Raw genomic sequence first — 23049 nt, forward strand, 5'->3', positions numbered from 1 at the left:
TTTATGTCAGCTTCTCGCTCCGCCAAGGTTTTAATCACACGCCCGTCAAATGATGGGCAAGCCTTGTGCTGCGCGCTCAAAAATATTGGCATCCAAGCGCTGCACCAGCCGCTGATTGAAATAACAAAAGGGCATGACTTTCCTCATTTAGCCACCAAGATAGCCCAAGCAGATATAGTGATCAGTGTGAGCCAACACGCAATTTATTGGGCAGCGCACAGTTTATCGGCGGCAAGCCAAGACTGGCCTCAAAAAATTAGTTATTTTGCTATTGGTAAAAAAACTGCTACTTGTTTAGCCGCTAAGCTTGATCTGAATTCAATACAGGGACAAAAAATTCACGTACCATTGATTGCAGACAGCGAAAACTTGCTTAAAATGCGAGAACTTGCACAAGTTAAAGGTAAAAAAATTCTCATTTTACGTGGCGATAGCGGGCGTGAGCTCATCGCCCAAGAGTTAACTAAGCGTGGCGCTCTAGTGGAATATGCCTGTGCTTATCAAAGACGATTGCACCCTTTAACGGCGGATAATTTTCAACATTGGCAACAACAAAAGATTACCCACCTCGTCGTGACAAGTGGTGAACAACTCATGCATTTGGTTCACTCTACGCCGCAAGGCACCATGACTTGGTTACAAAATTTATACCTATTTATTCCCAGTCAACGGATTGCAAAGATTGCAAGCGAACTTGGTTTTTTAAATATTATCGATACTGGTAGCGCAGCCAACCCAGTGCTATGTGCGCATATTAGTAAGCATCTATCATAGGATTAAAAAGCATGACAGATAAACAAGATCCGAATCAAAACAAAGCGCAGGAAACAGCAGCGCCACAAAACAACTCGACTCCACAAGATAAAGCTGACGCCAAAGCGCCAACTGCAAAACAGCCTGCAGACAAACCCGCAGATGCCAAGAAAGCGCCAGAGCAAACTAAAAAGCCTGCGCCACAAGCAAAGCCAACCTCAGATGAACAAGTAACTGGTGGTAAAAAACGCGGCACTGCAGCCTTAATCCTTGCATTATTACTTGCCGGTGGTATGGGTGGACTGGGTTATTATCAACACCAAGAAAATCAAAAATTTAATCAAGCGCTAGCAAGCCAAATCAGCAGCATTAAGTCAGACTTTGAAGCCAAAGCAGCGAGCTCTGAAGAAGCATTTGCAAGCAAATTAAAAGAAGCCCAAGATGCGGCGCGTAAAGCGCAAGTTCAAGTTGAGCAGCAGCAAAAAAGCATTCAAAGCTTACAAGTTGCGATTTCTGAGCTCAAAGGTCGTCGTCCAAATGATTGGTTATTGGCCGAAGCGGATTATTTGTTAAAAATGGGCGCACGTAAACTCTTCTTAGAGCATGATGTCGTTTCAGCAACAGAGCTCCTTGAGTCAGCCGATCAGCGCATTGCCTCTTTAAATGATCCAAGCTTAGTATCACTTCGCCAAGCGATGACGGAAGATATTTCAACACTACGCGCCCTGCCGTTAGTCGATCAAGAAGGCTTAGTCATCAAACTTATCGATTTACAAAAACAAGTCGATGACTTACCAATTTCGAATGCAATTATCCCTGAAGAGCTTTTAACTAAGGGACCTGAAGAAGTTTCTAGTGATATTAATGATTGGCAAGAAAACTTAACCAACTCATTGAAATCATTTAGCGAGCACTTTGTACAGTTCCGTGTACGTAAAGGTAACGTCACACCACTTCTTTCACCAAATCAGCATTTCTACTTACTTGAAAACATGAAGTCCAAGCTAGAAACCGCAATTCAAGGCGTGAACAAAGAAAGTAATCCTATGTTCCAAGAGTCTTTGACTGCGGCGCTTGAATGGTCACAACGTTTCTTTGATCAAAACTCATTAAAAGTACAAGAGTTCCAAAAACAACTTACCGAGTTAAGCAAAGAAAATATTCAAGTCGACTACCCAACTAAGCTTGTCAGTCAGCAACCACTTACTGACATTATCTCAGAACGTCTACGCCGCTCTATGACTACCTTGGGTGAGGAGGAGTAAAAATGTTTCGAATTATCTTTATTTTTGCTTTTCTCGCACTCGGCTTATATGTCGGCACTAGCTTTAGTGGCGAGCAAGGCTATGCGATTATCTCAATGGCAGGTTATACCTTAGAAATGAGTGTCGTGACACTTGTGCTAAGTATCGTTGTTTTATTTGCCGTCTTGCTTTTGATTGAATTTATTCTTAAAAAGCTACTTAGCGCGAGCTCCAAAACCTTTAACTGGTTCTCTAACCGTAAGCATAACCACTCATTACGTAATACCAATGAGGCAATGGTGAAGCTACTTGAAGGTGATTGGAAAGCTGCTGAGAAGAAAGCCACACGTTGGGCAAATTATCATGATACGCCACTACTGCCTTACCTTATTGCCTCAGAAGCTGCGCAAGGCATGGGCGACACAAATAAGCGTGATGAGTATTTAGCCCTTGCGAAAGAGCAAAATGGTAACAACCTAGCAATTGAGCTCACTCAAGCCAAACAATATATCCGTAACCGTGAGTATGTACGTGCATGTGATTTATTAGAAGAGTTAAACAATGAGCACCCTACAAACTTGGTGATTTTAAATCTGCTTAAAGAGACTTATATCAATATTCCGCGCTGGAAGAAGCTAGAAGAGCTTCTGCCTAAGCTACAAAAACGCCAAGTCATCACAAATGATGAATCTGCTAACCTCTTCTATCAAGCCAAACAAGGTTTGATGCTTGAAGCTGGCGAAACAGAAGGCGTTGAAGGTCTCGTAAGGTTTTGGGGATATTTGCCGAAGAAACAAAAACAAGACCCACAAATGGTTGAAGCAATTGTTCACCAGCTTGCTGCAAATCAAGGTCACTCAGAAGCTTACATCATTTTACGTGATGCGATTAAGTCAGAGCCAAAAGATTTATACTTCAAACTATTGGGTAGCTTAGCCCTTGCTGATGCACACCCTGCAGTGCAAATGGTTGAGAAGAACATCTCTCGCTATGGCGAAACTGCTGCAAAATATGCCGCACTTGGTCATCTCTATATGCAAGCTGAAAAGTGGCAAGAAGCAGAGCAAGCATTTGAAAAATCATTAGCACTTGAATCAAGCGTTGAGAACTATCGCGCATTGGTGATCACACTTGAGAAACAAAATAAAACCAAAGAAGCTGCTGAGCTTTCACGCAAAGCACTTAGCTTGGTTAGCTAATTCAATTATTTCGGTTAAATTACTCGCTTAAATAGCGTTTTTAAAATTAAATTTAACCCTATAAAACACCATGTTAGGCTGAATATTTAAGCTTTCAACATGGTGTTTTTTTATGCCCAGATCGCACTTTACATTTCTATACAAGTCTTTGCTTGATCCTTTTCAAAAAATTGATACTCTAATGCGACTAATAATAAATCTCATTTAGATTTACTTTGATCTAGATCAATTTTACAAGGACGATCATGAAGCTTTCTCAATCTCAATTTGTACAATCCGCTAAAAAACTTCTTCTTAGCTCACTTATCTTAGGCGCCGCTTTTCAGGCGAACGCTGAAACTTATAAACATTCTTTAGGTGAAACCAAAATCGATGCAGTGCCTGAGCGTGTTGTGGTGCTAGGCCAAGGCAGTTTAGACTTGCTTGATGCGCTAAATATCGACCCTATCGCGATGCCGCAAGCCCTACTGCCGGACTACCTTGCAAAATATAAAGCCGATACTTACACCAACTCTGGCAGCGCCAAAGAACCTAACTTTGAAACCATTTACACTCTAAAACCCGATCTGATTATCGGTGAAGGTCGCCAAATTGATGTGTATGATGAACTTGAAGAGATCGCACCAACTTATATGTTTGTAATCGATGATCAAGATTATTGGGCAACAACGCAAGCACACTGGCGCAGCGTTGGTAAAATCTTCGATAAAGAAGCAGAAGTTGAAAAGCTTATCGAGCAAACCAACCAAAACATTGCCAAGCTACATCAGCAGGCTCAAGAGCACCCACTTAAGACTTTGTTAATCATGAACAATGGTAACAAGCTTGCACTCTTTGGTGAGAACAGTCGTTTCTCTGTTGTGTTTGATGAGTTTGGCCTAACCCCAGCGCAAGCAGCGCCAGATGTAAAGCCAACAGGCTCTCATGGCAACCTGATCTCATTTGAATACATCGCCAATGCAAAACCTGATGCAATGTTAATTTTAGATCGTGAACAAGCAATTGGCCGCAGTTCTGGTAATGCGAAAAAGCTTTTCACCAATCCATTAGTTGATACAACACCAGCCGCTGAAGCGAACCGAGTTGTCTTCCTTGACTCAAACGCTTGGTATCTAAGTGCAGGTGGTTTCCAATCAACCAATAAAATGATCCAAGACGTTGCGCAGCTTTTCCAACCTGAGAGCTGAGTTATCCCCTTGGATATATAGACTTGGTTAGCTTTATGCCAACTTTATGATTCAACTCAAGGTCATTTGTACTGGTATCATGGAACAAAGATAACTTATATATGGATGTATAAGTTATAGCGACAAAGGATGGCGCGAGCATCTTTGTGGAATGATTCAGTGCAAATGGCTTTATTCATAAATAACAATAAAAAACGTCCTCATTATGAATTCAACTTCCAAGCACATCATAGCCATTGTGCTACTACTCTTACTGAGTGCCCTCTCCTTAACCATAGGCGTTGCTGATCTTCACGTCAGTCAACTCTTTTCTGGAGACTCTCATGCTCAAACAATTCTAATTGCCAGCCGCGTTCCACGTTTGCTGGCAATTTTGCTTGCAGGGGCAGGGTTAAGTATCGCCGGGCTTATCATGCAGCAAATTGTCCAAAACCGTTTTGCTGCGCCATCAACCACAGGAACACTGGATTGCGCTGTTCTTGGCTACATCATCAGCTTGATCTGGGCAGGCGGCATGAGCCAATGGGTACACCTTGGGCTAATCTTCACCTTTGCCGTTGTCGGTACTTTAATATTCGTGCGCTTTTTGCAAAGCCTACAATTTAAAAATACAGTTTTAGTGCCCCTTATCGGTATCATGTACGGCAACGTCGTTTCTGCCTTAACCGTCTTCTTAGCCTACAAATACGATCTCGTGCAAACCATGTCTTCATGGACAGTCGCAAACTTTGCCTCCGTCTTGCAAGGCAACTATGAGTTCTTATATTTAGCCTTACCAGTCGCTTGTTTTGCCTACTACTATGCAAGCCAGTTTAGCGCCGCCAGCATGGGCGAAAGCTTTGCGAAAAACATCGGCTTGGATTATCAAAAAATCGTCTTTATCGGCGTTATGATCGTCGCGATACTTTCTGCCACTGTCGTCATGATTGTCGGCGTGATCCCTTTCTTAGGACTGATTATTCCAAACCTAGTTGCGATTTTTATGGGTGATAATATGCGCCGCAACCTACCTTGGGTGGCTTATCTTGGCGCCATGTTAGTGCTTGCTTGCGACATCTTAGGTCGACTTATCATCTTCCCATATGAAGTGCCCATCTCTATGGTGATCAGCATCTTTGGCGGTTGTATTTTTATCCACCTAGTTTTAAAGGATAAATCAAATGCGTGATCGTAATAAAATCATCCTATTGGCTGTCTTTAGTGGCCTTTTTATCTGTTATTTCTTATTCCAAGGCTTAACCTTAGATAATTATGAATATTTCTTATCTAAACGCGGGCCGAAAATTATTGCCTTAGTGCTTGCTGCAATTGCGATTGCAATGTCATCACTGGTGTTCCAAACCATTACCAATAACCGAATCTTAACCCCGTCAATCTTAGGTTTTGATTCCTTATATGTACTGATCCAAGTACTGCTTGTGGTGAGTTTTGGCAGTCTGCACCCTCTGATTAGTGATACACGAATAAACTTTGCGCTTTCGACTGTCTTGATGACGGCTCTAGCCATGCTCTTATTCCGTTTTTACTTTCGTCGTCCGAACGCCAACATCTTTAACTTACTCTTAATTGGTGTGATTTTAAGTAGCTTATTTGGCAGCGTAACGAACTTCTTTACCTTGTTAATCGATCCAAATGAGTTCACGGCGATTCAAGCTGCTATGTTTGCAAGTTTTAATAATATTAAAAGCGAATTGGTGTATTTAAGCATTATTCCGCTGCTGCTTTGTGCCTATCTCTTATATCGCTTCTGCCACAAACTCGATGTGATGTGGCTCGGTGAAGATAATGCCAAGAGCTTAGGTATCAATACGCAAAAGCTGATGCTGCAAATCATGCTTTTGGTGTCACTCTTAATCGCCATCTCGACCGCTTTAGTCGGCCCTGTGCTATTTTTTGGCTTAATTGTGGTCGCAGTGACGCGTCAGGTATTTATCTCTTATCGCCACCAAACCTTAATGCTGGCAAGCAGTTTAGTTGCCGTGAGCTTTTTGATTTTTGGTCAATGGGTCGTCGAGCATCTGCTTGATTTTGGTACCACCTTAAGCGTTCTGATTAACCTTGTTGGCGGCAGTTACTTCTTGTTGTTACTTGTTCGACAAAAAATATAAAAAGAGTCTGTAATGATTAAAATTGATAATTTAAGTAAAAAATATAACCAAAAATTTGTCGTCAAAGATGCAAGTACGCTTTTCCCGCTTGGAGAAGTGACGGCAATTATCGGTCCCAATGGTGCGGGTAAAAGTACTTTACTTTCAATGGCAAGTCGCCTAACTGAATCAGACATGGGGCAAGTGCATATTGCAGATAAGCCACTGGCGGATTGGGAGACTAGCGAGCTTGCCAAGCACCTATCTGTATTGCGCCAATCCAACCAAGTCAATATGCGCTTTAGCGTGCGAGAATTGGTTGCTTTTGGGCGCTTTCCTCACTCTAAAGGCCGTTTAACCGCAGAAGATAACCAAAAGATAGATAAAGCATTGGATCGTCTTGGGATTGCACATATTCAAGATAAATTTATTGATGAGCTCAGTGGTGGTCAACGACAAATGGCATTTATCGCTATGGTTGTGGCCCAAGATACAGATTATGTGTTTTTAGATGAGCCGTTAAATAACCTAGATATTAAGCACTCGGTTGAAATTATGTCGAGTATTCGCCACCTTGCCCACGATCATAAAAAAGCCGTGATTATCGTGATTCATGATATTAATTTTGCTTCCTGTTATTCCGACAACATAGTAGCAATGAAGCAAGGTGAAGTGATTAAACAAGGCAAGGTTGTGGATGTGATCCAAGAAGATGTGCTTAGTGAAATTTATGAGATCCCATTTAAAATTAAAGAAGTGGATGGTCAACGCATCTGTATGCACTATCAGTTATTGCCACAAAATTAAAAAGTTCTAATTCAATGCCTTCTTCTATGTAACTCAAAGCCAAGAAGAAGGCATCTTTAATCTAAAGACTTGTTAAACCTTATCGCTGCAAAAGCTATCCCAAAAAGCGTAAATCCAGCCAACCATAGCGCATCCTTATACAAATCCCATATATCTGCGCCACGTAAGATAACTCCTCGAATCATACGCACAAAATGCGTCATAGGTATTGCTTCGGCTAGCCATTGCGCCGCCACTGGCATCCCCTCATATGGAAACATAAAACCAGATAATAAAATCGAAGGTAATAAAATAAATAAAGTGAGTTGTACGGCTTGCAGCTGAGTCTTCGCCAAAGTCGAGATAATCAAACCCAGCGACAAACTGGCACAAATAAACAATAGCGCCACGCAATACACCTGCCCTAAAGGTCCATTGATTGGCATATTAAATAATACTGAGCCTAAAAAGAGCAAGATCGATACCTGAATCAAACCAATTAAAATATAGGGTAAAATTTTAGCGAGCATAATTTCCAATGGGCGAATCGGCGTCGTGATTAATAGCTCAAAGTTGCCTTGTTCCCTTTCTTTCGCAATCGCAATACTGGTAAACAAAACCGTGGTCATAGTTAAAATCACCCCGATTAAGCCCGGAATAATGCTAGTTGAAGACTTGCGACTTGGGTTATACAGCAAGGTCATCGCAAAACTTGCATCCGACTGGGCGGTTTTAACATGCGGCGCGATATTTTTAGGATTCAAACGAAAAGGAAAGTCTTCTAAAGCGAGTAAAGAAGCGCTCACCGCAGCATCTGAACCATCAATCAGCCACTGACCTAATACGCGACCTTGCTCGAAGCGTTGCAGCATATCTTGTGGCAAAATCAACACTGCGCGCACCTCTCCTGATTGCAAAGCCTGCTGCGCATCTTGAGCGTTAGTAAAAGCATCAACTACGTCTACCACTTGGGTTTGCTTAATATCTTCAAGCACGGTGCGGCTTGCATAGCTTTGGCTATGATCCAACACCCCAACCGGAATATGCCGAACATTTAGATTAATCGCGTAACCAAAAAGTAACAACTGGATCAGAGGGATCATTATGATCATCGCAAAGGTAATACGATCCCTAGATAGCTGTTTAAATTCTTTGTTTATCATGGCTTTAATACGGTAAAAAGCGAGCATATTCATTGCTTTTCTCCCGTTACGCTAACAAATACATCCTCAAGTGTAGGCCGAACTATCTCTAATTTGGCAGAATGAAGGCTCGGCTCATGTGCTTTTAACCAAGCGATTGGGTCGGCAATTTTTTGATCGATTAACACCCGCAAGCGTATGCCAAGTTGGGCGGCAGAATACACAGCTTGAGTCTGTAACAGACGTTGCTTTAGACCCCTTAAATTTATCGCCTGTATTTCAACAATATTAACTTTCATTTGCGCCATCAGCGCCTCTGGGGTGTCATTAGCACGAATCTCACCAGATTGCATAATCGCCAGACGATGGCAACGCTCCGCTTCATCCATATAATGCGTCGTGACAAGAATGGTGGTGCCTTGCTCGCTCAAATCAAATAGTTTTTCCCAAAAATCACGTCTGTTTTCAGGATCAACCGCCGAGGTGGGTTCATCTAAAAATAAAAGCTCAGGTCGATGCATGGTCGCACAAGCCAGTGCCAAACGCTGCTTTTGTCCGCCGCTCATTCCAGAGACGATTTGAGTTGCCATAGACTCTAAATTATAAAGTTGCATCTGGGTTTGCTTGCGAGATAAAAGCGCCTTTCCTCTCAACCCAAAGATTTGCCCGATAAAGTCTAAATTCTCACTGACGCTTAATGACTCATATAAAGAGAATTTTTGCGTCATATAGCCAATCTTTAAACGTAGCGCATCGGCTTGGTTTGGAACATGGTGACCCAAAACCTCAACCTGACCTTGAGTCGGCGCCAGTAGACCAGTTAAACAGCGAATTAAAGTCGATTTGCCACACCCATTGGGCCCAAGAAATCCATAAATTTCACCTTGCTTCACATCCAAGCAAACGTCTTTGAGGGCGCTAAAATCAGCAAATTTCTTATGTAGGTTTTGCGCGTAAATCACGCTTTGATCTTTAGCCATCACGGGTACCTTTAGTCACGAGGATCTTTAGTCACGAGAGTCTGAAGCATTTGTCGCTTGAGTGAGGTCGACATATAAAGGCACGCCGACTGCAAACTCATTCGCAGATCTTGGTAACGCCAACTCAGCTAAGTAAACTAAGCGAGCCCGATCTTCCTCACTCATATTGCGATAAGGGGTAAAGCTTGGCTCACGCGAATACCAACGCACCTTGGCTTGCAGCGGCGATGCAACGCCATCAATATAAACTGGGTAGGACTGACCAATAGAGAAATGGGCTAAGGCTGGCTCAGGAATATAGACTCGGGCATAAGGCGCGCTATCTGCTTGCAAAATCGCGACAATGCTGCCAGCAGAAACTCGTTCACCTTGATGATATGGCAATGAGTCTAAACGGGCATCACGTGTGGCGCGAATACTTAACTCATCAAGCACAGCTTGCTCTAATGCTAGATTTGCCTCTTGCGCTGCTAGGTCTGCTTGCGCTTGTTCAATTTCTTCAACCCGATACCCCTGATTAAGCTTTTGCCAATTTTGCAATGCTGCTTGATAATCCGCTTGAGCTGCATCTTGCTCAGCTTTGGCGCTGTCTCGTTCGGATTTGGAGGCTAAATTTTTCTGGCTTAAACTAAGTATCCGTTGATAATTCTTTTTCGCATCAATCAACTTAGCTTGCAGACTTTCATAGTTAGCCTTCGCAGCTGCAATATCTTGAGCCCGTTCACCGTTAAGCATTTGTTTTAAATAAACTTCGGCTTTGTGCTTGGCAGCAATCGCTTGGGCTAGTTTTGCTTTTTGCTTACGGGTGTCTAATTGCAATAAAAGATCACCAGATTTCACCTTATCCCCTTCTCTAGCAGCAAGTTGAGTGATGATTTCAGCGCTAGGCGCGGTTAAGCTAATGCGATCTCGCTCCAATGTTCCTTGCGCACGTAATTTATCTTGAGGTTGGCAACCAAGTAAAGCACTTGAAATGCTCAGCATCAGTATAAGGATATAAGAATGATGCAAGCGCCTTTGTACCATTATAAGTCCCTCCTGATAGGATCTCATGGTTAAACTTGAGAAGTTTTCACCATTTGCATCGCTTGCGAAATATTTTCTTTTAAAAAACGATGAATTGGATTCGCTCTATCCGCTTGACGATAAAACATGGCATAACCTATTTCAAACTTAACATCATCAGGATATGGAATAACATTAAATTCTGAATTTAAATAACGGGTTGGGATCTGGATTGCAAATCTAAGTAGGTTGTAACTTAACCAATACTATTCACTCAGCTTTGGTATTTAATTCAGGGGATCCTAGTGAATAATCTAATTATTGGGCGTTTTAACAATTAGTTTGAAATACCAGTTAAGCACTTTCTAGTTCTGGAAGGTTAGTTTTAAGGTATATAACAGCCATTGATAGGGAGTAAATCACTGCTTTGTATTGAAGGTATTTAAATAATTTTGTTTAATCCGTCACATTTTTTTTGTTTAAATTTTCTATAATTATATCGGATTCTAACGCAAGGAGGTTTAGTTATGTTTAACTTTATTTCTAATTACTGGAAACAGGCAGATAGTGCGGAGCATAAGCTTCTTATTGCTTTATGTGTGATCGTTAGTATTCTGTTCTTTCTAGTATTCCAAGCCAATTAGTTTAACTCTCATAAATAAATACAAATGTTTTTCAAAACATATAGATATAAAAAAAGCCCTTGTCTTTCGACAAGGGCTTTCTTCAATAGTGGCGGAGAGATAGGGATTTGAACCCTAGAACCGCTATTAACGGTTGCCGGTTTTCAAGACCGGTGCTTTCGACCACTCAGCCATCTCTCCACTAATTTTTTACTCAATAAAGTCTTACTAATTTGCTTTATTGATTATTTTGCTTTTAGATTTTTATTAAAAATCTGAAAACAATTATAAGAACCTGGCGATGTCCTACTCTCACATGGGGAAACCCCACACTACCATCGGCGCTATTACGTTTCACTTCTGAGTTCGGCATGGGATCAGGTGGGTCCATAATGCTATGGTCGCCAAGTAAATTCTTTTTATTTAACGTTTCACGTTAAATAATAATTCGGAAAGCTGCTATTTCTTTTTAAAGAAAAAATTCTCTAACACTACATTCAAGTGTTTCTATTCAATCCAACTACAAAACTTTTTAGGTGTTGTATGGTTAAGCCTCACGGGCAATTAGTACAGGTTAGCTCAACGCCTCACAACGCTTACACACCCTGCCTATCAACGTTCTAGTCTCGAACAACCCTTTAGGACACTTAAAGTGCCAGGGAAGACTCATCTTAGGGCTCGCTTCCCGCTTAGATGCTTTCAGCGGTTATCGATTCCGAACTTAGCTACCGGGCAATGCCATTGGCATGACAACCCGAACACCAGAGGTTCGTCCACTCCGGTCCTCTCGTACTAGGAGCAGCCCCCTTCAATCTTCCAACGCCCACGGCAGATAGGGACCGAACTGTCTCACGACGTTCTAAACCCAGCTCGCGTACCACTTTAAATGGCGAACAGCCATACCCTTGGGACCGACTTCAGCCCCAGGATGTGATGAGCCGACATCGAGGTGCCAAACACCGCCGTCGATATGAACTCTTGGGCGGTATCAGCCTGTTATCCCCGGAGTACCTTTTATCCGTTGAGCGATGGCCCTTCCATTCAGAACCACCGGATCACTATGACCTGCTTTCGCACCTGCTCGAATTGTCATTCTCGCAGTCAAGCGGGCTTATGCCATTGCACTAACCTCACGATGTCCAACCGTGATTAGCCCACCTTCGTGCTCCTCCGTTACTCTTTGGGAGGAGACCGCCCCAGTCAAACTACCCACCAGGCACTGTCCTCACCCCAGATAATGGGGCTAAGTTAGAACATCAAGCATACAAGGGTGGTATTTCAAGGTTGACTCCACGCAATCTAGCGACTGCGCTTCAAAGTCTCCCACCTATCCTACACATGTAGGGTCAATGTTCAGTGCCAAGCTGTAGTAAAGGTTCACGGGGTCTTTCCGTCTAGCCGCGGGTACACTGCATCTTCACAGCGATTTCAATTTCACTGAGTCTCGGGTGGAGACAGCGTGGCCATCATTACGCCATTCGTGCAGGTCGGAACTTACCCGACAAGGAATTTCGCTACCTTAGGACCGTTATAGTTACGGCCGCCGTTTACCGGGGCTTCGATCAAGAGCTTCGACCGAAGTCTAACCCCATCAATTAACCTTCCGGCACCGGGCAGGCGTCACACCGTATACGTCATCTTACGATTTTGCACAGTGCTGTGTTTTTAATAAACAGTTGCAGCCACCTGGTATCTGCGACTCTCGGCAGCTTAGAGAGCAAGTCTCATCACCGCTAAGAGCGTACCTTCTCCCGAAGTTACGGTACCATTTTGCCTAGTTCCTTCACCCGAGTTCTCTCAAGCGCCTTGGTATTCTCTACCCGACCACCTGTGTCGGTTTGGGGTACGATTCCTTACAATCTGAAGCTTAGAGGCTTTTCCTGGAAGCATGGCATCAATGACTTCACACCCTTGGGTGCTCGACGTCGTGTCTCAGCCTAACAATTTCCCGGATTTACCTAAGAAATTAGCCTACGCACTTGAACCTGGACAACCATCGCCAGGCCCACCTAGCCTTCTCCGTCCCCCCATCGCAATTGTAAGAAGTACGGGAATATTAACCCGTTTCCCATCGACTACGCATTTCTGCCTCGCCTTAGGGGTCGACTTACCCTGCCCCGATTAACGTTGGACAGGAACCCTTGGTCTTCCGGCGAGGGAGTTTTTCACTCCCTTTATCGTTACTCATGTCAGCATTCGCACTTCTGATACCTCCAGCAGCCCTTACAGACCACCTTCAACGGCTTACAGAACGCTCCCCTACCCCGCATATTCGTAAGAATATGCAGCCGCAGCTTCGGTTTATAGCTTAGCCCCGTTACATCTTCCGCGCAGGCCGACTCGACTAGTGAGCTATTACGCTTTCTTTAAATGATGGCTGCTTCTAAGCCAACATCCTAGCTGTTTTAGCCTTCCCACATCGTTTCCCACTTAGCTATAATTTGGGACCTTAGCTGGCGGTCTGGGTTGTTTCCCTCTCCACGACGGACGTTAGCACCCGCCGTGTGTCTCCCGGATAGTACTTACTGGTATTCGGAGTTTGCAAAGGGTTGGTAAGTCGGGATGACCCCCTAGCCTTAACAGTGCTCTACCCCCAGTAGTATTCATCCGAGGCGCTACCTAAATAGCTTTCGGGGAGAACCAGCTATCTCCAGGTTTGATTGGCCTTTCACCCCTAGCCACAAGTCATCCGCTAATTTTTCAACATTAGTCGGTTCGGTCCTCCAGTTGATGTTACTCAACCTTCAACCTGCCCATGGCTAGATCACCTGGTTTCGGGTCTATACCTAGCAACTCGACGCCCAGTTAAGACTCGGTTTCCCTACGGCTCCCCTAAACGGTTAACCTTGCTACTAAATATAAGTCGCTGACCCATTATACAAAAGGTACGCAGTCACACCACGAAGGTGCTCCTACTGCTTGTACGTACACGGTTTCAGGTTCTATTTCACTCCCCTCACAGGGGTTCTTTTCGCCTTTCCCTCACGGTACTGGTTCACTATCGGTCAGTCAGTAGTATTTAGCCTTGGAGGATGGTCCCCCCATGTTCAGACAAGGTTTCACGTGCCCCGCCTTACTCGATTTCACTGATTATGAGGTGTTGGTTACGGGGCTATCACCCTGTATCGCCAAGCTTTCCAGCTTGTTCACCTGCCTCATCAAAAGCTTAAGGGCTAATCCGATTTCGCTCGCCGCTACTTTCAGAATCTCGGTTGATTTCTTCTCCTCGGGGTACTTAGATGTTTCAGTTCCCCCGGTTCGCCTCATTAACCTATGTATTCAGTTAATGATACATGCTTATGCATGTGGGTTTCCCCATTCGGAAATCCCAGACTCAAGTGGTTTTTACTACCTAATCTGGGCTTATCGCAAGTTAATACGTCCTTCATCGCCTCTGACTGCCAAGGCATTCGCCGTGTACGCTTATTCACTTAACCATACAACCCTAAAAAGTTTTAGTGTTATATACCAAACAAATAAGATTTGTTTTTGATATTTAGAGGGTTAATCTAAATATCGATTGCCGGACTCAATAGATACGTTTAATTACTTAGTAATTAAACGCCAAGACACTTAAATGTGTGTTTGTTTACTTATCTTAAAAGATAAGATTGAGAACTTTTGGTGAAATAATAAAAATTGAAATTTATTATTTCGTCAGCTTTCCAAATTGTTAAAGAGCAGATTCAAATATTTCTAATTGAACCATTTTTAAAGATTCTTAATAAGAATACTTAAAGATGGTGGAGCTATGCGGGATCGAACCGCAGACCTCCTGCGTGCAAGGCAGGCGCTCTCCCAGCTGAGCTATAGCCCCATCTTAGAAGTATTTTCAATGATTGGTGGGTCTGAGTGGACTTGAACCACCGACCTCCCGCTTATCAGGCGAGCGCTCTAACCAGCTGAGCTACAGACCCATCATTGGAATCTCTTTATCTATAAACCATATCAATCTGTGTGAACACTCATCTATGCACTTTCGTATAAGGAGGTGATCCAGCCCCAGGTTCCCCTAGGGCTACCTTGTTACGACTTCACCCCAGTCATGAACCACAAAGTGGTAAGCGTCCTCCCGAAGGTTAAACTACCTACTTCTTTTGCAGCCCACTCCCATGGTGTGACGGGCGGTGTGTACAAGGCCCGGGAACGTATTCACCGTGGCATTCTGATCCACGATTACTAGCGATTCCGACTTCATGGAGTCGAGTTGCAGACTCCAATCCGGACTACGACGCACTTTTTGGGATTCGCTCACTTTCGCAAGTTGGCTGCCCTCTGTATGCGCCATTGTAGCACGTGTGTAGCCCTACTCGTAAGGGCCATGATGACTTGACGTCGTCCCCACCTTCCTCCGGTTTATCACCGGCAGTCTCCCTGGAGTTCCCACCATTACGTGCTGGCAAACAAGGATAAGGGTTGCGCTCGTTGCGGGACTTAACCCAACATTTCACAACACGAGCTGACGACAGCCATGCAGCACCTGTCTTACAGTTCCCGAAGGCACCAAAGCATCTCTGCTAAGTTCTGTAGATGTCAAGAGTAGGTAAGGTTCTTCGCGTTGCATCGAATTAAACCACATGCTCCACCGCTTGTGCGGGCCCCCGTCAATTCATTTGAGTTTTAATCTTGCGACCGTACTCCCCAGGCGGTCTACTTAACGCGTTAGCTCCGAAAGCCACGGCTCAAGGCCACAACCTCCAAGTAGACATCGTTTACGGCGTGGACTACCAGGGTATCTAATCCTGTTTGCTCCCCACGCTTTCGCATCTGAGTGTCAGTATCTGTCCAGGGGGCCGCCTTCGCCACTGGTATTCCTTCAGATCTCTACGCATTTCACCGCTACACCTGAAATTCTACCCCCCTCTACAGTACTCTAGCCTGCCAGTTTCAAATGCAGTTCCGAGGTTGAGCCTCGGGCTTTCACATCTGACTTAACAAACCACCTGCATGCGCTTTACGCCCAGTAATTCCGATTAACGCTCGCACCCTCCGTATTACCGCGGCTGCTGGCACGGAGTTAGCCGGTGCTTCTTCTGTTGCTAACGTCAAGCAACGCAGTTATTAGCTACGCTACCTTCCTCACAACTGAAAGTACTTTACAACCCGAAGGCCTTCTTCATACACGCGGCATGGCTGCATCAGGCTTTCGCCCATTGTGCAATATTCCCCACTGCTGCCTCCCGTAGGAGTCTGGGCCGTGTCTCAGTCCCAGTGTGGCTGATCATCCTCTCAGACCAGCTAGGGATCGTCGCCTTGGTGAGCCATTACCTCACCAACTAGCTAATCCCACATAGGCATATCCTAACGCGCAAGGCCCGAAGGTCCCCTGCTTTGGCCCGAAGGCATTATGCGGTATTAGCTATCGTTTCCAATAGTTATCCCCCACATTAGGGCAATTTCCTATGCATTACTCACCCGTCCGCCGCTCGACGCCGAAGGTGCAAGCACCTTCTCGTTTCCGCTCGACTTGCATGTGTTAGGCCTGCCGCCAGCGTTCAATCTGAGCCATGATCAAACTCTTCAATTTAAGATTTTGTGTCTTTCGACAAGCTCAATGAATACTGACTTCAAAACTAATTCTTACCCGAAGATAAGATGTAATTCTAAAGCTATTATCTTTCCAACAGAAAGATAATGAATTGACTGTGCCAAGTTTTCTATATCGTAAAACGATAAGAAATCTCGATTTGGTCACTAGTTCATTGAAATTTTGACTCTTAGTAAACTAAGAAGTCTAATCGTACAATCAACGAGTGCCCACACAGATTGATAGGTTTAAATTGTTAAAGAGCTTGCTCAGTAAGATATAAATCTCTCTGAACAGGGCGGCTATTTTAGCGAATCATTTCAAAGTGTCAAACACTTTTTTAAAGTTTTTTCGCTCACCCTTAAAAGAGTGAAATAACCGCTAACACTTAGCTAGTTACCTAGCTTTAACTTCTTGCTTTTCGAAGCAGTCCGCCGTGTCAGTGAGTGCGCATTATAGGGAGTTTTTAAAAGCTGACAAGTGTTTTTTTGAGTTTTTTTAAACTTTTTTGCCGAGTGATTAAAATGCAATCAAAAACCAAACAAAGCGTATAAATAACAATCGATTTTAGATGTATTTGAGTTGCTTTAGCTTCGTGATAAAGTGACACGCTTCATATTGCAAAGTCATAAAAAGATAGATTCATCGAAAAGATCTAATTAATGCCCTAAAAAAAGCAATTTTAATAAAATCTCTTTGTTGTTTTTATATACAACTGGAAAAAAAACTCAATAAAAAGTAATATCTATGTATCCATATTGTTAATGTATGGCGAATTCTCTTTTTATCCACTCTAAGTAGCTTTTATTTATGAACTCAAAAAAATCAATTTTATGGCTCACGGGCTATGCCATTATTGGTAGCGGGATCTTTACCCTCTTACCAAATACGCCACCAATGGTTAGCTTTCTTCTCGGTATTGTGGTCACCACTATTATCCTTGCAACCACTTTTTCTACAGCCACATCGGAAGAAACTAACGAAGCAAATGACACTGAACTCCAAACTTTATATGTAGGTAACCTACCGTATAAAGCTGGCGAACAAGAAGTGATGAGCTTATTTTCTGAATATGGTCATGTCGACGCTGTACGCTTAATGAAAGACAAGCGTACAGGTAAAAGACGTGGGTTTGGTTTTGTTGTTGTCGCGCAGCGTGATGCAGAAGCAATCATTACCGCGCTCAATGAGAAAGAATATCTACAGCGTACCTTAAAAGTACGAGTTGCCAATGAGCCTAAACACGGCGCAGCGGAAGATGTTTAATCGAATCAAATCCTAAAGACTTTAAACTAACTTCAAGTGCGGCATCTTCCCAAGGTGTCGCACTTGCATATATAGGGTAACTAGTTTCACTCCTACACTCATGCAAGCCTTGCTTTTGACTCAATAAAGAAGCCACTCGCCTTGCAATTGCAGCGCCCGAATCCACCAGCGTCACCTCATCCCCTAAAATAACCTGAATCTCATCAGCTAATAGTGGGAAATGGGTACAACCTAATACCGCCACATCTATCTTGTTTCGTAAAGGCTCTAAAATTAACCCTAACTCAGCCATATCAACCGCTTTATGTCGTAACTTATCTTCTGCCATCATGACTAAGCGCGTCGAACCAACGAGCAAAACCTCTTGCTGTGGGCAAAATGAATGAATAAGTTGTTTGGTGTAGTCTCGTTGAACAGTTGCAGGTGTAGCTATAAGGGCAAGTGCTTTTTGGCTGATAGCTGCCGCAGGTTTAATAGCTGGCACGACTCCAACAACAGGTATAGAAAGGTTCTTACGCAGTGATGGTAGGACAATGGTACTAGCTGTGTTACATGCAATCACAACAAGATCAATTGCATGCAGCTTGGTTAAATTCAAGATAAGCTGATTGACGCGCTCAATTAGAACCTTGGGATCGAGCTCGCCATAAGGGTAGCCTTGGTTATCAAATAAATAGATATAATTTTCATTCGGCAAGAGCTGTTTGATTTCTTTAAATACAGACAAGCCACCGACGCCAGAATCAAAAACTAAAATATTTGCCGCAAGGCTTACGTTTGACACAAGACTACCTTTATAAAAAATGCGTTAAGAGCTAAATCATAACGCATTCTTTATCTTATTGCCTAGATTAAGCTTTGTCTGCTTTTCAAGTACTCATAACTTTAGAAGTCATAACTTAGCGTAGCGTAATAGCTAATCCCTTGAGTATTGTAATGCGCGACTGTTTCATAATCGTCATCCAATACGTTTTCTAAACGCCCAGCTAAAGTCACTCCAGAATCAAAGGCGTAACTTGCACGTAGGTTAACTAACGAATATGAATCTAGCTTAACTGTAGAAGTTGAATAAGAGGTCGAATTATAATAAGAATCATACGACTTGCTGCGATAAAAGTAATCCATACCCAATAGCCAATTGTTAATCGGGTAAGAAGCTGACCACTTCAGATTATGCCTTGCTAAGCGAATAGGCATTTTGCCTGTATTTTTATCTTCAGGATCTAAATACTCATAGCTAAAGTCATGGCTAATATCACCTGTCATAAAGCTTGCGGCTAACTCCACACCTTGGTATTCGACATCATCATTACTACAAGTTGAGAATTCACTCTGACAAGTAATACGATTATCAATATCTTGATAAAAACCAGCTAAACGCCAATTCAGCCATGCATATTCAGCTTCCAAAGCCACTTCATAACTCGTCGACTCTTCTGCTTCTAAATCAGGATTCGCAAACCCTGGGTAATATAAATCATTAAAGGTCGGAGCCTTGAAACCAGTTCCTGCATTTGCGGTTAAGCGATAATCCGGCAAGAATTGCCAGCCTGCGCCGACTTGCCAAGTAGTTTTATCACCGAATTGCTCGTTATCATCATAGCGTAAGCTCGCTTCAAGCTGGTAGATTCTATCATCATACGCATAGGTCAAATAACCCGACGAGTTATAGCGCTCATCTTCATCGTATTTTGTGCCACTGCCCCAGTCAGATCCTGTATCTGAATCAGATAAGTCATCATTATAATATTCGTAGCCAAAACCTACAGATTGGACGGGATCAAACTGCCAATTATTGCGCAGCCCAAAAAACAAACGATCGGTTTGGAATTTAGAATTGTAGATATTATCTGTCATTGAATCACGCGTTTGAGCCAGTGTAAGCTCAGAAGCAAAATCTTGATCTTGATAGCTTAATTTGCCATAAATGTTGTGATTTTCAGTAACGTTACGCGCGCCATTATTAAATGCATCAGCATCATACTCAGTTCGACCTTTGTGATAAGTACCACCAACTCGAGCTTGCCAGTTGTCATTCAAATCTGCCCCAATTTCTGCGACGACATCTGAATTTTCATAACCATCATCATCAGCGTCGTAATCTTGAAACGCATCAAAACCATCATCTTTGGTATAACGGGTATCAAAATTAACCCAATACTTATCATTAAAATGTTGGGTCGTCCCCACTTGATAAGATTGATAACCATCCTTACCGCCTGAAATGGCTAAACGAGAGTGGCTTTGTTTATCGGTTGGCGTAGTAATGATATTAAACACCCCAGCACTCGCATCCGCGCCATAAATAGCAGCGCGCGCACCACGAATGTATTCGATGCGCTGAATGCCTGTTAGTGGGATTTGGTTTGGATCGCTATAACCAAGTGAACCACTTCCCAGACGCACACCATTGAGTAAGAATAGAACTTGGTCACTCCCGCGAACTAAGACACGCGCAGACGAGCCATTGCTGCCTTGTTGATAAAACTGAACACCAGGTAGAGTGCGTAAGACTTCAACTAAGCTTGTCGCTTGGAGTTTTTGGATTTGTTCTTTATCAACCGTCACGACTGGCGCAATTTTATTGGTAACAGGCGCTGTTCTTTGGCTTGCGGTAACGGTAAGTGTTTCAGTGACTTGGTCATCGTCTTGCGCATAAACATGTGGGGTAAAAATGGCGCACGGCAAAACAAGCGTGCCGATTATGGCCGCTAGAGGGGATCTTTTCATTTGTTCATCCTAAATCGCGAGAATATCGATATACCCAACACTTGGGTAAACAGTTACTGGCAGGTATTCGGACTTAAAGCATGAAAGCGAACTTTCGCCTACTCCCTCCACTTCCCATCATCAAGACAGTGTGTTGATACCTTACTTGGTATTAGGTTTCGTTCTTATTACCGCTGCGCGTCAGTTTTGGATTCTCACCAAATTCCCTTTTAGTTTTATGCTAAAAATTTGCATATAACACCAGCGAGGATAAGCTTAATATATAGCATTCTAGATGTCTAGACTTACTGGTAGCCTTGCAACGCTTTATATATAGATGGACATGCTTTAATATAGCCTCATCTGAAGCAAACTATGAATCCATTAGAAATAAAGGCACACCTTTGACCAGCACAGCATACACAGCCGCAGGCTACCAAGCGCAACTTGATGAAAAAATTACACGTATCCAAGATATTTTCTCACATATTGAGATGCCAGAGCTGCAAGTTTATACCTCTCCTGAAAAGCATTACCGCATGCGCGCTGAATTTCGTATTTGGCATGAAGGTGAGGACATGTATTACATCATGTTTGATCAAGCAACGCGTGAGAAATACCGCATTGATCAATTCCCTGCTGCAAGTGCTTTGATTAACGAACTTATGCCAAAACTGGTGGACTTGATTAAAGTTGACGATACGCTGCGCCGTAAGCTCTTCCAAGTTGATTTCCTTTCGACTTTAAGTGGTGAGATTTTGGTTTCTCTTTTATATCACCGTCAACTGGATAGCCAATGGGAAGAAAAAGCCCGTGAGCTCAAAGATACACTTAATGCGCAAGGCTTTAAACTCAATATCATCGGCCGTGCGCGCAAAATGAAAATCGTCATGGATCAAGAATATGTAGTTGAAAAGCTCAATGTTCATGGCCAAGAGTATATCTACCAACAAGTAGAAAATAGCTTCACTCAACCTAACGCTTTTGTTGCGCAAAAAATGCTTGAGTGGGCCGTCGATTGCACCAAGCAAAGCCAAGGTGATTTACTTGAGCTTTATTGTGGTAATGGCAACTTCTCTTTAGCCCTAGCACAAAACTTTGAGCGCGTCTTAGCGACAGAACTGGCAAAACCTTCCGTTGATTCTGCGCAATACAATATTCAAGCGAATAAAATCGACAATGTGCAAATCATTCGTATGTCTGCAGAAGACTTTACTGATGCGATGCAAGGCAAGCGCGAGTTTCGCCGCTTAAAAGACGCAAATGTCGACTTACAAAGCTACAATTGCAACACCATCTTTGTTGATCCACCTCGTGCAGGCATGGATGAAGAAACCTGTAAAATGGTTCAAGGTTATGAGCGTATTATGTATATTTCGTGTAACCCTGAAACCTTAAAAGATAACTTAGATATTTTATCTAAGACGCATAAAGTGACGCGTTTTGCATTGTTTGATCAATTCCCATTTACGCATCATATGGAAGCAGGTGTTTTCCTTGAGCGTATTGCGAAGTAGTTTTTCTTGTTGATATACATAATAGAAGTGAAGTAAATATGGCTCAAAAAATCACTATGGCAGAAATCTCAAGGCAGCTTGGGATCTCAAAAATGACGGTTTCGCGCTACTTTAATGGTGGCTATGTTTCAGAAGATAACCGTCAAAAAATCGATACCATAGTGAAAGAGCACCACTATGTACCCAACAAGTTTGCACGCTCCATTCGCAGTCAATCCAATATCATCGGCTTTGTGGCGCCAAGAATTGATTCTTATACCACAAGCCGAGTGATCAAAGGTGCGCTTGCTGCAGCCAATAAGCATCAAGCCAGTATGCTGTTTCATGCAACAGGCTTTAGCCATGACTCAGAGTGCCAAGCAGTGCGAGAGTTTTACGGCTTAAATGCGTTAGGTACTATTCTTATTCCCTCACGTCACAGTATTCAGGAAGAGTTCTATCAACACCTTGATAATTTAGTCTTTATTGGCAAGGATATGCCAAATAAATGCTCGCTTATCTATCCAGAAACCGAAGCCATCTCTAAGCTTATCCATTGCACGCTAGATACGCTTATTGCCAAACAAGCACAGATTTCTGGAATTTGCTATATCTATGACGAGCGTATGCTCTCCGGCCGTACTCAGCTATTTAATCAATTAATGGCGCAAGATTTCGCCAGCTATAAATTTATGCCTCACCCTCTGTGTGATTCCGAAGATAAGCAAAGCTATCAAGACCTTATGCTACAAAAGAATCATATCTACTTTTGCGCGACCGACAATATTGCCATTCGTTTATACCGCTGCGCGAAAAGCCAAGGTCTTAAAATAGGTCAAGATCTCTGGGTCGCAGGGATTGGTGATTATGAATATAGCGACCTGCTCGTTCCTAGCCTAACCAGTGTGGCCTTTAACTATTATGAAATGGGCTACCAAGCGGTCGAAAAGATCATCAAGCAAGATTTCCTACCTTTGCATGGCGAATTTGAATTAAAAGTACGAGAAAGCTCACAAATTTAACTTAAGCCTTCTAGTAATTACGT

Annotated in this window: 15 protein-coding genes, 3 tRNA genes, 3 rRNA genes and 1 riboswitch; of the genes, 10 read left to right on the plus strand and 11 right to left on the minus strand. The window is 43.1% G+C overall.

Annotation, left to right across the window (positions count from 1 at the left end; all coding sequences use genetic code 11):
- Nucleotides 1-3 precede the first annotated feature (3 nt).
- The 7 genes from AC2VOY_RS06385 (at nucleotide 4) to AC2VOY_RS06415 (ending at nucleotide 7277) form a co-directional block, all read left to right on the plus strand.
- Nucleotides 4-774, plus strand: coding sequence for a uroporphyrinogen-III synthase (locus tag AC2VOY_RS06385; protein ID WP_491830458.1), 771 nt, complete (start codon nucleotides 4-6; stop codon nucleotides 772-774).
- Nucleotides 775-785: 11 nt separating this feature from the next.
- Nucleotides 786-2018 carry a uroporphyrinogen-III C-methyltransferase gene (locus AC2VOY_RS06390; protein WP_491830459.1) on the plus strand — a complete coding sequence of 411 codons (1233 nt, stop codon included), beginning with the start codon at nucleotides 786-788 and terminating at the stop codon, nucleotides 2016-2018.
- A gap of 2 nt (nucleotides 2019-2020) precedes the next feature.
- The gene (locus AC2VOY_RS06395) at nucleotides 2021-3196 is read left to right on the plus strand and encodes a heme biosynthesis HemY N-terminal domain-containing protein (protein WP_491830460.1); all 1176 of its coding nucleotides are present in this window, start codon (nucleotides 2021-2023) and stop codon (nucleotides 3194-3196) included.
- 245 nt (nucleotides 3197-3441) lie between these two features.
- Entirely contained in the window at nucleotides 3442-4383 is a 942-nt protein-coding gene (locus AC2VOY_RS06400; protein WP_491830461.1) for a siderophore ABC transporter substrate-binding protein, read from the plus strand.
- A 205-nt stretch (nucleotides 4384-4588) separates the two neighbouring features.
- Nucleotides 4589-5551 carry an ABC transporter permease gene (locus tag AC2VOY_RS06405; RefSeq protein WP_491830462.1) on the plus strand — a complete coding sequence of 321 codons (963 nt, stop codon included), beginning with the start codon at nucleotides 4589-4591 and terminating at the stop codon, nucleotides 5549-5551.
- A complete protein-coding gene (locus AC2VOY_RS06410) occupies nucleotides 5544-6491 on the plus strand; it encodes an iron chelate uptake ABC transporter family permease subunit (protein ID WP_491830463.1) in 948 nt (315 codons plus the stop codon). Before AC2VOY_RS06405 ends, AC2VOY_RS06410 begins: the two co-directional genes overlap by 8 nt.
- A 12-nt stretch (nucleotides 6492-6503) precedes the next feature.
- The gene (locus AC2VOY_RS06415) at nucleotides 6504-7277 is read left to right on the plus strand and encodes an iron ABC transporter ATP-binding protein (RefSeq protein WP_491830464.1); all 774 of its coding nucleotides are present in this window, start codon (nucleotides 6504-6506) and stop codon (nucleotides 7275-7277) included.
- Nucleotides 7278-7333: 56 nt separating this feature from the next.
- Here the strand turns inward: AC2VOY_RS06415 and AC2VOY_RS06420 are convergent, their stop codons facing one another.
- The 9 genes from AC2VOY_RS06420 to AC2VOY_RS06460 all read right to left on the minus strand — a co-directional run bounded on the left by AC2VOY_RS06420 (nucleotide 7334) and on the right by AC2VOY_RS06460 (nucleotide 16533).
- Complete coding sequence (locus AC2VOY_RS06420) at nucleotides 7334-8446, minus strand: ABC transporter permease (RefSeq protein WP_491833034.1); 1113 nt, start codon at nucleotides 8444-8446, stop codon at nucleotides 7334-7336.
- A gap of 2 nt (nucleotides 8447-8448) precedes the next feature.
- On the minus strand, nucleotides 8449-9378 hold the full coding sequence (locus tag AC2VOY_RS06425; RefSeq protein WP_491830465.1) for an ABC transporter ATP-binding protein: 930 nt from the start codon (nucleotides 9376-9378) through the stop codon (nucleotides 8449-8451).
- Nucleotides 9379-9405: 27 nt separating this feature from the next.
- On the minus strand, nucleotides 9406-10404 hold the full coding sequence (locus AC2VOY_RS06430; protein ID WP_491830467.1) for an HlyD family secretion protein: 999 nt from the start codon (nucleotides 10402-10404) through the stop codon (nucleotides 9406-9408).
- 712 nt (nucleotides 10405-11116) lie between these two features.
- A tRNA-Ser gene (locus AC2VOY_RS06435) sits at nucleotides 11117-11207 on the minus strand.
- A 92-nt stretch (nucleotides 11208-11299) separates the two neighbouring features.
- A 5S ribosomal RNA gene (gene rrf / locus AC2VOY_RS06440) occupies nucleotides 11300-11415 on the minus strand.
- A gap of 134 nt (nucleotides 11416-11549) precedes the next feature.
- Nucleotides 11550-14443, minus strand: a 23S ribosomal RNA gene (locus tag AC2VOY_RS06445).
- Nucleotides 14444-14747: 304 nt separating this feature from the next.
- Nucleotides 14748-14823, minus strand: a tRNA-Ala gene (locus tag AC2VOY_RS06450).
- Nucleotides 14824-14846: 23 nt separating this feature from the next.
- A tRNA-Ile gene (locus AC2VOY_RS06455) sits at nucleotides 14847-14923 on the minus strand.
- Nucleotides 14924-14990: 67 nt separating this feature from the next.
- Nucleotides 14991-16533, minus strand: a 16S ribosomal RNA gene (locus AC2VOY_RS06460).
- The 16S, 23S and 5S rRNA genes sit together here with 3 tRNA genes alongside, the layout of an rRNA operon.
- An 810-nt stretch (nucleotides 16534-17343) precedes the next feature.
- On the opposite strand from AC2VOY_RS06460, the gene AC2VOY_RS06465 reads away from it, so the two are divergent.
- Complete coding sequence (locus AC2VOY_RS06465) at nucleotides 17344-17799, plus strand: RNA recognition motif domain-containing protein (protein ID WP_491830468.1); 456 nt, start codon at nucleotides 17344-17346, stop codon at nucleotides 17797-17799.
- On the opposite strand, the gene murI is transcribed toward AC2VOY_RS06465, so the two are convergent.
- Together murI and AC2VOY_RS06475 are read right to left on the minus strand one after the other, a co-directional pair.
- Entirely contained in the window at nucleotides 17771-18583 is an 813-nt protein-coding gene (gene murI / locus AC2VOY_RS06470; protein WP_491830469.1) for a glutamate racemase, read from the minus strand. The two genes, AC2VOY_RS06465 and murI, sit on opposite strands and share 29 nt — an antisense overlap.
- 101 nt (nucleotides 18584-18684) lie before the next feature.
- Nucleotides 18685-20529, minus strand: coding sequence for a TonB-dependent receptor domain-containing protein (locus AC2VOY_RS06475; RefSeq protein ID WP_491830470.1), 1845 nt, complete (start codon nucleotides 20527-20529; stop codon nucleotides 18685-18687).
- A 41-nt stretch (nucleotides 20530-20570) separates the two neighbouring features.
- Nucleotides 20571-20789, minus strand: a riboswitch (cobalamin riboswitch).
- A 123-nt stretch (nucleotides 20790-20912) separates the two neighbouring features.
- Here AC2VOY_RS06475 and trmA point away from each other — a divergent pair.
- Both trmA and AC2VOY_RS06485 read left to right on the plus strand, forming a co-directional pair.
- Nucleotides 20913-22025, plus strand: a complete 1113-nt coding sequence (gene trmA, locus AC2VOY_RS06480; RefSeq protein WP_491830471.1) for a tRNA (uridine(54)-C5)-methyltransferase TrmA — start codon at nucleotides 20913-20915, stop codon at nucleotides 22023-22025.
- 38 nt (nucleotides 22026-22063) lie between these two features.
- Nucleotides 22064-23026: a LacI family DNA-binding transcriptional regulator gene (locus tag AC2VOY_RS06485; RefSeq protein WP_491830472.1), complete on the plus strand. Its 963-nt coding sequence runs from the start codon at nucleotides 22064-22066 to the stop codon at nucleotides 23024-23026.
- Nucleotides 23027-23049: the final 23 nt, after the last annotated feature.

The organism is Vibrio sp. KMM 9700 (genome assembly GCF_058545285.1).

Excerpts from the sequence above, each read along its gene's own strand:
- AC2VOY_RS06385 (WP_491830458.1), top strand. The coding sequence starts at position 4 with ATGTCAGCTTCTCGCTCCGCCAAGGTTTTAATCACACGCCCGTCAAAT.
- AC2VOY_RS06390 (WP_491830459.1), top strand. The coding sequence starts at position 786 with ATGACAGATAAACAAGATCCGAATCAAAACAAAGCGCAGGAAACAGCA.
- AC2VOY_RS06395 (WP_491830460.1), top strand. The coding sequence starts at position 2,021 with ATGTTTCGAATTATCTTTATTTTTGCTTTTCTCGCACTCGGCTTATAT.
- AC2VOY_RS06400 (WP_491830461.1), top strand. The coding sequence starts at position 3,442 with ATGAAGCTTTCTCAATCTCAATTTGTACAATCCGCTAAAAAACTTCTT.
- AC2VOY_RS06405 (WP_491830462.1), top strand. The coding sequence starts at position 4,589 with ATGAATTCAACTTCCAAGCACATCATAGCCATTGTGCTACTACTCTTA.
- AC2VOY_RS06410 (WP_491830463.1), top strand. The coding sequence starts at position 5,544 with ATGCGTGATCGTAATAAAATCATCCTATTGGCTGTCTTTAGTGGCCTT.
- AC2VOY_RS06415 (WP_491830464.1), top strand. The coding sequence starts at position 6,504 with ATGATTAAAATTGATAATTTAAGTAAAAAATATAACCAAAAATTTGTC.
- AC2VOY_RS06420 (WP_491833034.1), bottom strand. The coding sequence starts at position 8,446 with ATGCTCGCTTTTTACCGTATTAAAGCCATGATAAACAAAGAATTTAAA.
- AC2VOY_RS06425 (WP_491830465.1), bottom strand. The coding sequence starts at position 9,378 with ATGGCTAAAGATCAAAGCGTGATTTACGCGCAAAACCTACATAAGAAA.
- AC2VOY_RS06430 (WP_491830467.1), bottom strand. The coding sequence starts at position 10,404 with ATGGTACAAAGGCGCTTGCATCATTCTTATATCCTTATACTGATGCTG.
- AC2VOY_RS06465 (WP_491830468.1), top strand. The coding sequence starts at position 17,344 with ATGAACTCAAAAAAATCAATTTTATGGCTCACGGGCTATGCCATTATT.
- AC2VOY_RS06475 (WP_491830470.1), bottom strand. The coding sequence starts at position 20,529 with ATGAAAAGATCCCCTCTAGCGGCCATAATCGGCACGCTTGTTTTGCCG.
- AC2VOY_RS06485 (WP_491830472.1), top strand. The coding sequence starts at position 22,064 with ATGGCTCAAAAAATCACTATGGCAGAAATCTCAAGGCAGCTTGGGATC.